The organism is Variovorax sp. Soil_C_33, assembly GCF_057656935.1.
On the sequence record NZ_JBDGJK010000008.1, the window covers coordinates 169,744 to 183,436 of the forward strand.

The window sequence follows — 13,693 nt, forward strand, 5'->3', positions numbered from 1 at the left end:
GGCGAGCCGGGCCAAGAATGCTGGGTTCACCCGGAGACAAAGACCATGGCCACCACCGACATCCTTCCCGCGTCTGATCCCGTCCGCTTCCAGCGCCAGGCCGATGTGCTGGTCGTGACCATCGACAACCCGCCCGTCAACGCCCTCGGCGTGGACGTGCGCCGCGGCCTGGTGGCCGCCATCGACGCCGCCGAGGCCGATGCTGCCGTGGCCGCCGTGCTGCTTTTGGGCGCCGGCCGCAACTTCATCGCCGGCGCCGACATTCGCGAATTCGGCAAGCCGCCGCAGCCGCCCTCGCTGCCCGAGGTGTGCAGCCGCATCGAGAACTGCAGCAAGCCGGTGCTGGCCGCGATCCATGGCGCCGCGCTCGGCGGCGGTCTGGAGATCGCTCTTTCGGCGCACTACCGCCTGGCCGTGCCTTCCGCCAAGCTGGGCCTGCCGGAAGTGCAGCTGGGCCTGATGCCCGGCTCCGGCGGCACGCAGCGCGCGCCACGCCTGATTGGCGTGAAGGCCGCGCTGGACCTGATGCTGAGCGGCCGCCACGCGGGGGCCAAGGAAGCGCTGGCGCTCGGCCTGATCGATCGCCTGGGCGAAGGCGTCGATGCACGCGCCGAAGGCCTGGCCTACGCGCAGGAACTGGTCGCGGCCAAGGCGCCGGTGCGCCGCACGCGCGATGCGAGCCAGGCATTGGCCGACAAGGACGCCCAGCGCGCCGCGCTCGAAGCCGTGCGCGCAGACACCGCCAAGAAAAGCCGCGGCCTCTTCTCGCCGATGAAGATCATCGAAGCCACCGAGGCCGCGCTCGCGCTGCCCTTCGACGAAGGTATGGCGCTCGAGCGCAAGCTTTTCCTGCAATGCATCGAGAGCCCGCAGCGCGCCGGCCTGATCCATGCCTTCTTCGCCGAACGCGAAGTGCTGAAGGCGCCCGAGACCAAGGCCGCGAAACCGCGCGCCATCGAATCCTGCGGCATCGTCGGCGGCGGCACCATGGGCGCCGGCATCGCGGTGGCGATGCTCGATGCAGGACTGCCCGTCACGATGATCGAACGCGATGAGCCCAGCCTCGCGCGCGGCCGCGCGCACGTCGAGAAGGTCTACGACGGCCTGATCCAGAAGGGCCGCATGACGGCCGAGGCCAAGGCCGCGGTGATGGCGCGCTTCTCAGGCTCGACCGCCTACGACGCCCTCGCCCAGCCCGACCTGGTGGTCGAGGCCGTGTTCGAGGACATGACGGTCAAGAAGGCCGTCTTCGCCGAGCTCGACCGCGTCTGCAAGAAGGGCGCTGTGCTCGCCACCAATACCTCCTACCTCGACATCGACGAGATCGCGGCTAGCACCTCGCGTCCGGCCGATGTGCTGGGCCTGCACTTCTTCTCGCCGGCCAACATCATGAAGCTCCTGGAGATCGTGGTGCCGGCGAAGGTCAGCGCCGACGTGGTGGCCACCGGCTTCGAGCTGGCGAAGAAGCTGAAGAAGACGCCGGTGCGTGCCGGCGTGTGCGACGGCTTCATCGGCAACCGCATCCTCGCGGTGTACCGCCAGGCGGCCGACCACATGATGGAAGACGGCGCCTCGCCCTACCAGATCGACAAGGCAGTGCGCGACTTCGGCTACCCGATGGGCCCGTTCCAGGTGTCGGACCTGGCCGGCGGCGACATCGGCTGGGCTACGCGCAAGCGCAAGGCCGCCACCCGCGACCCGAAGGCGCGCTACGTGCAGATCGCCGACCGCATCTGCGAGCGCGGCTGGTTCGGCCAGAAGACCGGCCGCGGCTACTACCTGTACCCAGAAGGCGCGCGCGCCGGCACGCCGGACCCGGAGGTCGAGGCCATCATCGATGCCGAGCGCCGGCGCGCAGGCATCACGCCGCGCCCCTTCACCGACGACGAAATCATGCGCCGCTACATGGCCGCGATGATCAACGAGGGCGCCAACGTCGTGCACCAGCGCATCGCGCTGCGCCCGCTCGACGTGGACGTGACCTTCCTCTACGGCTACGGCTTTCCGCGCCATCGCGGCGGGCCGATGAAATACGCCGACACGGTGGGCCTGGCGAAGGTGCTGGCCGATATCCGCGAATTCGCCAAGGAAGACCCGCTGTTCTGGCAGCCCTCGCCGCTGTTGGTCGAACTGGTCGAACGCGGCGCCGATTTCTCGAGCCTCAATCAATCCGAGTAAGCGAAGCAGGAGACCAACACCATGCGCGAAGCCGTCATCGTTTCCACCGCCCGCACGCCGCTCACCAAGGCACACCGTGGCGAGTTCAACATCACGCCCGGCCCCACGCTGGCCGCCTTCGCGGTGCGCGCCGCGGTCGAGCGCTCGGGTATCGACCCCGCCTTGATCGAGGACGCCATCCTCGGCTGCGGCTACCCCGAAGGCACCACCGGCCGCAACGTCGCGCGCCAGAGCATCGTGCGCGCCGGGCTGCCGATCACGATCGCCGGCACCACCGTCAACCGTTTCTGCGCCTCGGGCCTGCAGGCGATCGCGATGGCGGCGGGCCGCATCGTGGTCGAGGGCGCGCCGGCCATGATCGCGGGCGGCGTGGAGAGCATCTCGCAGATCCGCACCCGCAGCGCCACCGACAGCGGCGACTCCGGCATGGACCCGTGGATCGTCGAGCACAAGCCCGCACTCTACATGGCGATGATCGAGACCGCCGACATCGTCGCCCAGCGCTACGGCATCGGCCGCGAGGCGCAGGACCGCTTCTCGGCCGAGAGCCAGCGCAAGACCGAGGAGGCGCAGCTCGCGGGCCGCTACAAGGAAGAGATCGTGGCCTGCACCACCACCATGGCCGTGACCGACAAGGACACCAAGGAAGTGAGCCAGCGCGAGGTGACGATCGACGTCGACACCTGCAACCGCCGCGGCACCACCTACGAGGCGCTGGCCAAGCTGCAGCCGGTGATGGGCGCGGACAAGTTCGTGACCGCCGGCAATGCCTCGCAGCTCTCCGACGGCGCCTCGGCCTGCGTGCTGATGGAAGCCAAGGACGCCGAGCGCGCCAATCTCCAGCCGCTGGGCGCCTTCCGCGGCCTCGCGATCGCGGGCTGCGAGCCCGACGAGATGGGCATCGGCCCGGTGTTCGCGGTGCCGAAACTGCTGGCGCGCAACGGCCTGAAGGTCGACGATATCGACCTCTGGGAACTCAACGAGGCCTTTGCTTCGCAGTCCATCTACTGCCAGCAGCAGCTGGGCATTCCGGCCGAGCGGCTCAATGTCGACGGCGGCGCGATCTCGATCGGCCACCCCTTCGGCATGACGGGCGCGCGGCTCACGGGCCATGTGCTGATCGAAGGCAGGCGGCGCGGCGCGAAGTACGCGGTCGTCACGATGTGCATCGCAGGCGGCATGGGCGCCGCGGGCTTGTTCGAAATCTACTGAGGATGATCATGACCCCCAAAGTTCACATTCGTTCACTGCCCCCCAAGGGGGCGCATGCGTCCCTAGAGGCGGCTCGTCGGGAGGCATGAGCATGGACCTCAACTTCACCCCCGAAGAACAAGCCTTCCGCGACGAGGTGTGCAGTTTCCTGGACCAGAAGCTGCCCAAGCGCCTCTCCGACAAGGTGGCGAGCGGCAAGCACCTGAGCAAGGCCGACATGGAGGAATGGCACGCCATCCTCCACGCGCGCGGCTGGCTCGCCAACCACTGGCCCGAGCAGTACGGCGGCCCCGGGTGGACCGCGGTCCAAAAGTTCATCTTCGAGAACGAATGCGCGCTGGCCCATGCGCCGCGCATCGTGCCCTTCGGCGTCAACATGCTGGGGCCGGTGCTGATCAAGTACGGTAGCGAGGCGCAGAAGCGCCGCTGGCTGCCGCGCATCCTCGACGGCTCCGACTGGTGGTGCCAGGGCTACTCGGAGCCCGGCGCGGGCTCCGACCTCGCCTCGGTCAAGACCTCCGCGGTGCGCGGCGCCGACGCCCAGGGCGATCACTACATCGTCAACGGCCAGAAGACCTGGACCACGCTGGGCCAGCACGCCAACATGATCTTCTGCCTGGTGCGCACCAACCGCGAGGCCAAGAAGCAGGAGGGCATCAGCTTTCTCCTGATCGACATGCAGACGCCCGGCGTCGAGGTGCGGCCGATCATCACGCTCGACGGCGAACACGAGGTCAACGAAGTGTTCTTCTCCGACGTGCGCGTGCCCGCCGAGAACCTGGTGGGCGAGGAAGACAAGGGCTGGACCTGCGCCAAGTACCTCCTGACCTACGAGCGCACCAACATCGCGGGCGTCGGCTTCTCGGTGGCCGCGTTGGAGCAGCTCAAGGCCATGGCCGCGAAGCAGACGAAGAACGGCAAGCCGCTCTCGGAAGACCCGGCCTTCGCCGCGCGCATGGCGCGGGTGGAGATCGACCTGGAGAACATGTTGACCACCAACCTGCGCGTGATCGCGGCGGTGGCCGGCGGCGGCGTGCCGGGCGCAGAGAGCTCGATGCTCAAGATCCGCGGCACCGAGATCCGGCAGGAAATCTCGTCGCTGATCCGGCGCGCGATGGGGCCCTATGCCCGGCCTTTCGTCGCCGAGGCGCTCGAAGAGGGCTTCGATGGCGTACCGATCGGCCCGGACTACGCGGCGCCCGCGGCGGCCAAGTACTTCAACAACCGCAAGCTGTCGATCTTCGGCGGCTCCAATGAAATCCAAAAGAACATCATCTCCAAGATGATCCTGGGCCTGTGAGGAAACTGCCATGAACTTCGAACATACCGAAGACCGGCGCATGCTCGCCGACAGCCTGAATCGTTTCATCGCCGAGCAGTACGCCTTCGAGACGCGCGACCGCATCGCGAAGTCGGCCCAGGGTTTCAGCACCGAGATCTGGCAGCAGTTCGCCGAGCTCGGCGTGATCGGCGCCCTGTTCCGCGAAGAGGACGGCGGCTTCGGCGGCGGCGGCTTCGACATCGCCGTGGTCTTCGAGGCGCTGGGCCGCGGCCTGGTGGTCGAGCCCCTGCTGGGCGCGGTCATGGTCGGCGACGCCATCGCAGCCGCCGGCAGCGAGGCGCAGAAGGAAACGCTGGCCGAGATCATCGGCGGCGGCACCATCACGGCGCTTGCGCACGACGAGCCCGGCACCCACTACGAACTGGCACATGTGCAGACCCGCGCCGACCGCAGCGGCGACCGCTGGTTGCTGAACGGCGCCAAGGCCGTGGTGCCGCAGGGGGAGCAGGCGGATCTGTTCCTGGTCTCGGCCCGCAGCTCGGGCGCGCCGGATGACGAAGCCGGCATCTCGCTGTACCTGGTGCCCGCGAAGACCAAGGGCGTCTACGTGCGCGGCGCACCGGCCATCGACGGCGGCCGCGTGGCGGAGGTCGTGCTGGACGGCGTGACGCTCCCCGCCGACGCGCTGGTGGGCGCCGAAGGCCAGGGGCACGCGGTGCTGGAACGCGCCGTCGGCCGCGGCGTGCTGGCCCTCAGTGCCGAAAGCCTGGGCGCGATGGAAGCCGCCAAGGCGGCCACGCTGGAATACCTGCGCACGCGCAAGCAATTCGGCATGCTGATCGGCAGCTTCCAGGCGCTGCAGCATCGCATGGCGGACCTGCTGCTCGAGATCGAGCAGGCCCGCTCGGCCGTGATCAACGCCGCGGCCGCCATCGACGATGCCGACCGCGCCACGCGCGAGCGTGCACTGTCGGCGGCCAAGGCCAGCATCGGCCGCATCGGCGCGCTGGTGGCCGAAGAGAGCATCCAGATGCATGGCGGCATCGGCATGACCTGGGAGCTGCCGCTGGCCCACTACGCCAAGCGGCTCGTGATGATCGACCACCAGCTGGGCGACGAAGACCATCACCTGCAGCGCTTCATCGCCTTCGGCAGGCAGGCCAGATGAACGCCGCGCCCTTCAGCCCCTCCTTCCCCGTCCGCAGCATCGAGGACGTCCGAAGGCTCGAGCAGACGCCGCTTGCCGAGGCGCTGACCGTGCGCAGCACCTACGAGATCTTCCGCAATGCCGCTGCGGCCTTCGGCGACAAGACGGCGCTGACCTTCCTGCGCACGGCCGATCCGGCCGACCAGCCGATCCGCTGGTCCTACGCCGAGCTCCTGGCCGGCATCCATCAGACCGCGAACATGCTGCACGCGCTGGGTGTCGGGCCGGAGGATGCAGTGGCCGTGCTGCTGCCGGGCTGTCTCGAGTACCACCTGGCGCTGTGGGGCGGCGAAGCGGCCGGCATCGTGCAGCCGCTCAACCCGCTGCTCAGCGACGAGAAGCTGGTCTCGCTGATGACGGCCGGCCGCGCCAAGGTGTTGATCGCCTACGGCTCGGACGAGGAATCGGGCATGTGGTCGAAGGCGCTGCGCCTGCGCGGCCAGGTGCCCACGCTCACCACCGTGCTGCGCGTGGCGCCGCACGACGAGCCCGTGGGCAGCGCCGGCGATCTGCCCGAGCGCGTGGCCGATTTCAACGCGATGTGCGCGCACGTGCCGGCCGACCGGCTCGCGAGCGGCCGCGACATCGCGCCCGGCGACATCGCCGCCTACTTCCACACCGGCGGCACCACCGGCGCGCCCAAGCTGGCGCGCCACAGCCATGGCGCGCAGGTCTTCACCGCCTGGGCCAGCGTGAAGCTGCAAGGATTGAAGAGCAGCGACGTCACCATCAACGGCTACCCGCTGTTCCACGTGGCGGGCGTGCTGCCGGCTTCGCTGTCTGCACTGTCCGCCGGGGTCGAGGTGATCATTCCGACCGCGCAACTGATGCGCAACAAGCAGGTGCTGGCCAACTACTGGCGTCTGGTCGAGAAGTACCGGCCAACCTCGCTGTCTGCCGTGCCCACGGTGCTGGCGGCGCTGGCCAATGTGCCGCTGAACGGCGCCGACATCTCGTCGATCAAGTACTGCCGCACCGGCGCCGCGGTACTCGCGCCCGAGCTGGCGGCGCGCTTCGAGCGCCTGTTCGGCCTACATGTGCACGAGAGCCTGGGCATGACCGAGATGGCCGGCATCTCGACCATCACACCGCCGGGCGTGATCGGGCCGGCAGGCTGCGTGGGTTTCCGGCTGCCTTATTCGCAGCTGCGCATCGTCGCGCTCGACGAGCACGGCAACCCGAGCGATCGCGAGCTGCCGGCAGGCGAGCAGGGCATGGTGCTCTTCAAGTCACCCAACCTGTTCTCGGGCTTCGTCGATCCGGCCGACACGGCCAAGGCCTTCACGGCCGACGGCTGGCTCGCCACCGGCGACCTCGGCTGGCTCGACGGCGAGGAGCGGCTCAACCTGAGCGGCCGCTCCAAGGACCTGATCATCCGCAGCGGCCACAACATCGACCCCAAGACCATCGAGGACGCGCTGGGCGCGCACCCTGCCGTGCAGCTGTGCGCCGCGGTCGGCGCGCCCGATGCCTATGCCGGCGAGCTGCCGGTGGCCTTCGCCACGCTGGTACCCGGCATGACGGCGAGCGAGGCCGAGCTGCTGGCCTTCACCGCCGCGCGCGTCGACGAAGCGCCGGCCAAGCCGAAGTCGGTGGTCGTGATCGAGCACATGCCGATGACCAACGTCGGCAAGATCTACAAGCCCGAACTGCGGGCGCTGGCCGCGCGCCGCGTGGCGCAGGCCCTGGTCGGCGAGGCCTGCGAAGCGCTCGGCCTCGCTGCACGGCCCGAGGTGCGAGCCGACGGCGAGAGCGCGCTCCAGGTCGTGATCGATGCGGCCGCTACCGGCGCGCAGGCCGCGGCGCTGCAGGCGCGGCTTGCGGAGGCGCTCGGCCGTCTGCCCTTCAAGACGCAGGTCGTCCTGCGATAAGGCCGACAACATCTACAGGAGACACACATGAACACCCATTCCCTGCACCGCCGCGCCTGGCTCTGCGCCGCGGCCTCGGCACTCGCGCTGGGCGCGGGCAGCGCCGCGCACGCGCAGGCCGCCTACCCGAACAAGCCGATCAAAATGGTCGTCCCCTTCGCCGCCGGCGGCGGCACCGACGTGCTGGCGCGCGTGATCGGCGAGAAGCTCTCGGCCGGCTTGGGCCAGCCGGTGGTGATCGACAACAAGCCCGGCGCGGCCGGCATCATCGGCACCGACGCGGTCGCCAAGGCGGCGCCCGACGGCTACACCATCGTGATGTCCCTCTCCAACGCGCTGCTCACCAACCAGTTCCTCTACGAGAAGCTGCCCTACCACCCGGAGCGCGACCTGACGCTGGTCTACCAGGTCGCGATGGGCCCGCTGGTGCTGGTGGTGCACCCGAGCGTGCCGGCCAAGACCGCGCCCGAGCTGCTGAAATACGTGGCCGCCAACAAGGGCAAAGTGGCCTACGGCTCCTACGGGCTGGGCGCCTACCCGCACCTGGCCGGCGCGCACATGAGCCTCACGCAGGACGCCGACATGAACCACGTCGCCTACAAGGGCGAGGCGCCGATGGTGCAAGACCTGATCGGCGGCCAGATCCAGATGGCCTACGCGAGCGCGCTGCAGGCCAAGCCGCACATCGAGGCCGGCAAGCTCAAGGCCATCGGCGTGACCGGCGAACGCCGCATGAGCACCCTGCCCAACGTGCCCACGCTGGCCGAGCAGGGCCTGAAAGACGAGGCCTATCGCCTGACCGGCTGGCTGGCGGTCGCGGCACCCGCCGGCACGCCCAAGCCGATCGTGCAGCGGCTCGCCGACGAGATCCGCAAGGCCACGCAGCAGCCCGACGTGCAGCAGAAGGTCGCGACCATGGGCTTCGAGCTCAAGGACAGCTCGCCCGAAGCCTTTGCCGCCGCCTACAAGGCCGAGCGCCCGGTGTGGGAGCGGCTGATCAAGCAGTCGGGCGCCAAGCTGGAGTGAGGGCTGCGCCTCAGCTATCGAACAGGTAGGACTGCACGGTCGCGCCGATGCGGCGGACCATCTCCGGCCGCTTGAGCGCGACCACCGGCGGCAGCCGCAGCACATAGCGGCACAGGGCGAGGCCGAGGATCTGGGTCGCGATCAGTCCCGCGCGCGCGGCCGCGCCGGCGCGCGTGTCGCCGCTCAGGCGCGCGATCAACGGCGCCATCTGCGTCGAGAAGAGCGCCTGCATGCGCGCCGCCGCGGTCTCGTTGGTCGTCGCGGTGCGCAGTAGCGCCATCAGCGTCTCGTCGCCCTCCCAACGATCCAGGAAGTGCGACACCAGCGCAGCACCCAGCGCATCGCGCTGCACCGCGCCGAGATCCGGCAAGCGCAAGTCGAAATCGGCGGCGGCGGCGAACAGCCCTTCCTTGTTGCCGAAGTAGCGCATCACCATGGCCGGATCGATGCCGGCAGCGGTTGCGACCGCGCGAATGGTCGTCGCCTGGTAGCCGAGGGCCGCGAACTGCGCGCGGGCGGCCGCCAGGATCGTGGCCTTGGTGGCGTCGGAGCGCCGGGCGGGTGGGGAGAGTTCATCAGTCATGTCAACAAGTATAGGCCAACGCTTGTTGACAAACCTCCAGGTCGGCACTACATTGTCAACACACGTTGACCAACATCTGTTGACTTTCTGGAGCCCCTCATGACTGACATCCCCGCGACCTCTTCTTCTTCCTTCGACGCCGACGTCCTCATCGTCGGTGCAGGGCCCGCCGGACTCACGCTGGCCACCGCGCTGGCCGCTCGCGGCGTGAACATCATGCTGATCGACCGCCAGGCCGAGGGCGCCAACACCTCGCGCGCAGCGGTGGTTCATGCCCGCACCCTGGAGGTCCTCCAACCGCTGAAGGTCGCCGAGCGGCTGGTCGAGCGTGGCCTGCAGGCGCAGCGCTTCACGATTCGCGATCGGGACCGCGTGCTGATGCCGATCGGCTTCGAACAGTTGCCCACGCGCTTCCCCTACACCCTGATGGTCTCGCAGGCGGTCACCGAAAGCGTGCTGCTCGAGCGGCTGCGCGAACTGGGCGGCCAGGTGCTTCGCCCCCGCGTGCTGGTCGACGTGCGCCAGGACGCGTCCGGCGCCACCGCGACGCTCGACGACGGCACGCAATTGCGGGCACTCTACGTCGTCGGTGCCGACGGCATGCACAGCACGGTGCGCGAATGCGCTGCCATCGGCTTCACGGGCGGAAGCTACGGGGAGTCCTTCGTTCTGGCCGACGTGCGCCTGACGGGCGGCGTGCCGCGCAACGAGGTGATCCTCTACTTCTCGCCTGCGGGCATGGTCGTCGTGGCGCCTCTGCCGGACGGCGCACACCGCATCGTCGCGACCGTCGCAGACGCGCCGGAGCACCCCGATGTGGGGTACGTGCAGGCCCTGCTGGACGCGCGCGGCCCGGCGAGCGAGCGGGCCGTGGTTCACGACGTGCTCTGGGGCTCGCGCTTCAGGGTTCATCACAAGCTGGCCGATGCATACCGCTCCGGTCGCGTGCTGCTGGTCGGCGATGCCGCGCACGTGCACAGCCCGGCCGGCGGCCAGGGCATGAACGTCGGCATCCTCGATGCGATTGCCCTGGCCCGCGCACTGAGGCAGGCGCTAGCCGGAAACGAAACGGCGCTCGATGCCTACGGCACCACGCGGCGTCCCGTGGCACAGCAGGTGATCGCGCTGGCCGATCGCCTCACGCGCATGGCGACGGCCCGCCCGGGGCTGCGGGCCGCGCGCAACCTCCTGCTGCGCACGCTGTCGCGCTTGCCGATGGTCCGCGAGCGGCTCGCGTGGCGCCTCTCGGGCCTGGTCTACCGATAGGGCCATCCAGGAAGCGGCTAAGGAAAGCCCCGATGGGGCGAACGGTTATGGATCGTTACGATCCGTGCTGGTCGAATTCCGGCCGCTGACCCGCTGACCCGTTCCCCCCGATGTCCTCTCCCCCCGAGTCCGGCCCTCTGCTGGACGCCGCCAGCCCTCTTCCCCCCGAAATAGCAGCCGCCGACGAGCCCACGCGCGTGCCGCTCGCCATCGAGGACTGGGCCACGGTGATCATCATGGGCCTCCTGGCCTGCATCACCTTCGCCAATGTGCTGGTGCGCTATTTCACCGATTCCTCCTTCGCGTGGACCGAGGAGTTCTCGGTCTTCCTCATGATCCTGCTGGCCATGGTCGCCGGCTCCGCCGCCGTGGCGCGCGACCGTCACATCCGCATCGAGTACTTCGCCGAGGGCGGATCGATGGCGCGGCGCAAGCGGCTCGCGCAGTTCGGCGCGCTGATGGTGGCGCTCTTGTTCTTCCTGATCGCCGGCTTGAGCGTGCGCGTGGTCTGGGACGACTGGCGCTTCGAGGAGACCTCCCCCGGCATCGGCGTGCCGCAGTGGTGGTACTCGATCTGGCTGCCGATCGTCTGCTCCGCGATCGGGCTGCGCGCCCTGGGCCTGTTCGCCCGGCGCGGCCGCGAGATGCGCGCCGGGGGTTCGGGCGAATGATCCCGACGCTGCTCTTCGTCGCCTTCATCCTGATGATGCTGGTCGGCGTGCCGATCGGCGCGGCGCTCGGCCTCGCGGGCGCGGTGGCCATCGGGCTCGCCAATGCCGACGCGCAATGGTTCGGCCTGCTCGCGGTGCCGCAGAACTTCTATGCCGGCCTCGGCAAGTACCCGCTGCTCGCGATCCCGATGTTCGTGCTGGTGGGCTCGATCTTCGACCGCTCGGGCGTGGCGCTGCGCCTCGTCAACTTCGCGATCGCGATCGTCGGGCGCGGCAGCGGCATGCTGCCGCTGGTGGCGATCGTGGTTGCGATGTTCCTGGGCGGCATATCGGGCTCGGGCCCGGCCAACGCGGCGGCCGTGGGCGCGGTGATGATCGGCGCGATGTCGCGCGCCGGCTACCCCAACGCCTTCTCGGCCAGCGTGGTCGGCGCGGCCGCGGCCACCGACATCCTGATCCCGCCCTCGGTGGCCTTCATCGTCTACTCGGTGCTGGTGCCGGGCGCCTCGGTGCCGGCGCTGTTCGCCGCCGGCATGGTGCCCGGCGTGCTGGCCGGCTTCGCGCTGATCGTTCCGGCCGTGTGGCTGGCGCGCAGGCACAAGATGGGCGCGCTCGAATCCACCCTGCCGCGCCCGCCCTTCTGGAAGAGTTTTCGCGATGCCGTGTGGGGCCTGGCGGCGCCGGTGCTGATCCTCGGCGGCATGCGCGCCGGCTGGTTCACGCCCACCGAGGCGGCCGTGGTCGCGGTGTTCTACGGGCTCTTCGTCGGCATGGCGATCCACCGCACGATCAAGGTCCGCGACCTGTTTTTGATCCTGCGCGAATCGGGCGAGCTCTCGGCCGTGATCCTGCTGGTGGTCTCGCTCGCGGGCATCTTTGCCTATTCGCTCTCGACGCTGGGCGTGATCGATCCGGTCACCCGCGCGATCGTGAACTCGGGGCTGGGCGAATACGGCGTACTGTCGCTCCTGATCCTGCTGCTCATCACGGTCGGCATGTTCCTCGACGGCGTATCGATCTTCCTGATCTTCGTGCCCTTGCTGTGGCCGATCGTGCAGTACTACAAGTGGGACCCGGTGTGGTTCGGCGTCATCCTCACGCTCAAGGTGGCGCTGGGCCAGTTCACGCCGCCGCTGGCGGTGAACCTGATGGTCTCGTGTCGCATCGCCGGCGTGCGCATGGAAGAGACCGTGCGCTGGGTCGGCTGGATGCTGTTTGCGATGTTCCTCGTGATGGTGGCGGTGATTGCCTGGCCTGAACTCGCCCTGTGGCTACCCAGAAAACTAGGCTATTAGATTTTTCCAAAGGAGACTGACCCATGAACTTCCGTCGTTCCCTGCTCGGCCTGATGGCCGTCGCCGCCACGCTCGGCGGCTTCTCTGCGGCCACACCGGCGCAGACCTACAAGTCCGAATACAAGATGTCGCTCGTGGTCGGCACCGCCTTCCCCTGGGGCAAGGGCGGAGAGATCTGGGCCAACCTGGTTCGCGAGCGAACCCAGGGCCGCATCAACATCAAGCTCTACCCCGGCGTCTCGCTGATCCAGGGCGACCAGACGCGCGAGTTCAGCGCGCTGCGCCAGGGCGTGATCGACATGGCCATCGGCTCGACCATCAACTGGTCGCCGCAGGTCAAGCAGCTCAACCTGTTCTCGCTGCCCTTCCTGATGCCCGACTACGCGGCGGTGGATGCGCTGACGCAGGGCCCGGTGGGCAAGGACATCTTCGCGACGCTCGAGAAGGCCGGCGTGGTGCCGCTGGCCTGGGGCGAAAATGGCTACCGCGAGATCACGAACTCCAAGCGGCCCATCAAGACGCCGGAAGACCTGAAGGGCCTGAAGATCCGCGTGGTGGGCTCGCCGCTGTTCGTCGACACCTTCACCGCGCTGGGCGCCAATCCCACGCAGATGAGCTGGGCCGATGCGCAGCCCGCCTTTGCCAGCGGCGCGGTCGACGGGCAGGAAAACCCGATGTCGATCTTCACCGCAGCCAAACTGCACACCGTGGGCCAGAAGAACGTGACGATGTGGGGCTACGTGGCCGATCCGCTGGTCTTCGTGGTCAACAAGGAGGTGTGGAACTCGTGGACGCCGGCCGACCAAGCGATCGTGCGCCAGGCGGCGATCGACGCCGGCAAGGAGCAGATCGCCATCGCGCGCAAGGGACTTGTCGAGGCCGACCAGCCCTTGCTCAAGGACATCGCCGCGCTCGGCGTGACGGTCACCAAGCTGTCGCCGGCCGAGCGCGAGGCCTTCGTGAAGGCGACGCGGCCGGTGTATGCGAAGTGGAAGCCGACGATCGGCAACGATCTGGTGGCGAAGGCCGAGCAGGCGATTGCGAACCGAAAAAAATAACACCCCAGGAACAAAAAAGCCCCGCATTGCGGGGCTTTTTTGTT

General features: G+C 68.8%; 11 protein-coding genes. 10 read left to right on the forward strand and 1 reads right to left on the reverse strand.

Annotated elements, in window-relative coordinates; genetic code table 11:
• Positions 1-45 precede the first annotated feature (45 nt).
• The 6 genes from AC3A6B_RS14650 (at position 46) to AC3A6B_RS14675 (ending at position 8,776) form a co-directional block, all read left to right on the forward strand.
• Positions 46-2,178, forward strand: coding sequence for a 3-hydroxyacyl-CoA dehydrogenase NAD-binding domain-containing protein (locus AC3A6B_RS14650; RefSeq protein WP_487837417.1), 2,133 nt, complete (start codon positions 46-48; stop codon positions 2,176-2,178).
• Positions 2,179-2,199: 21 nt separating this feature from the next.
• Positions 2,200-3,390, forward strand: a complete 1,191-nt coding sequence (locus tag AC3A6B_RS14655) for an acetyl-CoA C-acyltransferase (RefSeq protein ID WP_487837418.1) — start codon at positions 2,200-2,202, stop codon at positions 3,388-3,390.
• 91 nt (positions 3,391-3,481) lie between these two features.
• The gene (locus tag AC3A6B_RS14660) at positions 3,482-4,690 is read left to right on the forward strand and encodes an acyl-CoA dehydrogenase family protein (RefSeq protein WP_487837419.1); all 1,209 of its coding nucleotides are present in this window, start codon (positions 3,482-3,484) and stop codon (positions 4,688-4,690) included.
• A gap of 10 nt (positions 4,691-4,700) precedes the next feature.
• Positions 4,701-5,840, forward strand: a complete 1,140-nt coding sequence (locus tag AC3A6B_RS14665) for an acyl-CoA dehydrogenase family protein (protein ID WP_487837420.1) — start codon at positions 4,701-4,703, stop codon at positions 5,838-5,840.
• Positions 5,837-7,750, forward strand: a complete 1,914-nt coding sequence (locus AC3A6B_RS14670; protein ID WP_487837421.1) for an acyl-CoA synthetase — start codon at positions 5,837-5,839, stop codon at positions 7,748-7,750. Before AC3A6B_RS14665 ends, AC3A6B_RS14670 begins: the two co-directional genes overlap by 4 nt.
• 27 nt (positions 7,751-7,777) lie before the next feature.
• Positions 7,778-8,776: a Bug family tripartite tricarboxylate transporter substrate binding protein gene (locus tag AC3A6B_RS14675; protein WP_487837422.1), complete on the forward strand. Its 999-nt coding sequence runs from the start codon at positions 7,778-7,780 to the stop codon at positions 8,774-8,776.
• A gap of 10 nt (positions 8,777-8,786) precedes the next feature.
• Here AC3A6B_RS14675 and AC3A6B_RS14680 read toward each other — a convergent pair whose 3' ends face one another.
• A complete protein-coding gene (locus tag AC3A6B_RS14680; protein WP_487837423.1) occupies positions 8,787-9,359 on the reverse strand; it encodes a TetR/AcrR family transcriptional regulator in 573 nt (190 codons plus the stop codon).
• 99 nt (positions 9,360-9,458) lie between these two features.
• On the opposite strand from AC3A6B_RS14680, the gene AC3A6B_RS14685 reads away from it, so the two are divergent.
• The 4 genes from AC3A6B_RS14685 (at position 9,459) to AC3A6B_RS14700 (ending at position 13,649) form a co-directional block, all read left to right on the forward strand.
• The gene (locus tag AC3A6B_RS14685) at positions 9,459-10,625 is read left to right on the forward strand and encodes an FAD-dependent oxidoreductase (protein ID WP_487837424.1); all 1,167 of its coding nucleotides are present in this window, start codon (positions 9,459-9,461) and stop codon (positions 10,623-10,625) included.
• 110 nt (positions 10,626-10,735) lie between these two features.
• Positions 10,736-11,296 (forward strand): TRAP transporter small permease, encoded by a 561-nt coding sequence (locus AC3A6B_RS14690; protein ID WP_487837425.1) that lies wholly within the window; start codon positions 10,736-10,738, stop codon positions 11,294-11,296.
• Positions 11,293-12,591: a TRAP transporter large permease gene (locus AC3A6B_RS14695; protein WP_487837426.1), complete on the forward strand. Its 1,299-nt coding sequence runs from the start codon at positions 11,293-11,295 to the stop codon at positions 12,589-12,591. The genes AC3A6B_RS14690 and AC3A6B_RS14695 overlap by 4 nt, the downstream gene beginning before the upstream one ends.
• Positions 12,592-12,614: 23 nt before the next feature.
• Complete coding sequence (locus tag AC3A6B_RS14700; RefSeq protein ID WP_487837427.1) at positions 12,615-13,649, forward strand: DctP family TRAP transporter solute-binding subunit; 1,035 nt, start codon at positions 12,615-12,617, stop codon at positions 13,647-13,649.
• Positions 13,650-13,693 lie beyond the last annotated feature (44 nt).

Bases quoted from the DNA above. Each gene is read 5' to 3' on its own strand.
- AC3A6B_RS14650 (WP_487837417.1), top strand. From the start codon at position 46: ATGGCCACCACCGACATCCTTCCCGCGTCTGATCCCGTCCGCTTCCAG.
- AC3A6B_RS14655 (WP_487837418.1), top strand. From the start codon at position 2,200: ATGCGCGAAGCCGTCATCGTTTCCACCGCCCGCACGCCGCTCACCAAG.
- AC3A6B_RS14660 (WP_487837419.1), top strand. From the start codon at position 3,482: ATGGACCTCAACTTCACCCCCGAAGAACAAGCCTTCCGCGACGAGGTG.
- AC3A6B_RS14665 (WP_487837420.1), top strand. From the start codon at position 4,701: ATGAACTTCGAACATACCGAAGACCGGCGCATGCTCGCCGACAGCCTG.
- AC3A6B_RS14670 (WP_487837421.1), top strand. From the start codon at position 5,837: ATGAACGCCGCGCCCTTCAGCCCCTCCTTCCCCGTCCGCAGCATCGAG.
- AC3A6B_RS14675 (WP_487837422.1), top strand. From the start codon at position 7,778: ATGAACACCCATTCCCTGCACCGCCGCGCCTGGCTCTGCGCCGCGGCC.
- AC3A6B_RS14680 (WP_487837423.1), bottom strand. From the start codon at position 9,359: ATGACTGATGAACTCTCCCCACCCGCCCGGCGCTCCGACGCCACCAAG.
- AC3A6B_RS14685 (WP_487837424.1), top strand. From the start codon at position 9,459: ATGACTGACATCCCCGCGACCTCTTCTTCTTCCTTCGACGCCGACGTC.
- AC3A6B_RS14690 (WP_487837425.1), top strand. From the start codon at position 10,736: ATGTCCTCTCCCCCCGAGTCCGGCCCTCTGCTGGACGCCGCCAGCCCT.
- AC3A6B_RS14695 (WP_487837426.1), top strand. From the start codon at position 11,293: ATGATCCCGACGCTGCTCTTCGTCGCCTTCATCCTGATGATGCTGGTC.
- AC3A6B_RS14700 (WP_487837427.1), top strand. From the start codon at position 12,615: ATGAACTTCCGTCGTTCCCTGCTCGGCCTGATGGCCGTCGCCGCCACG.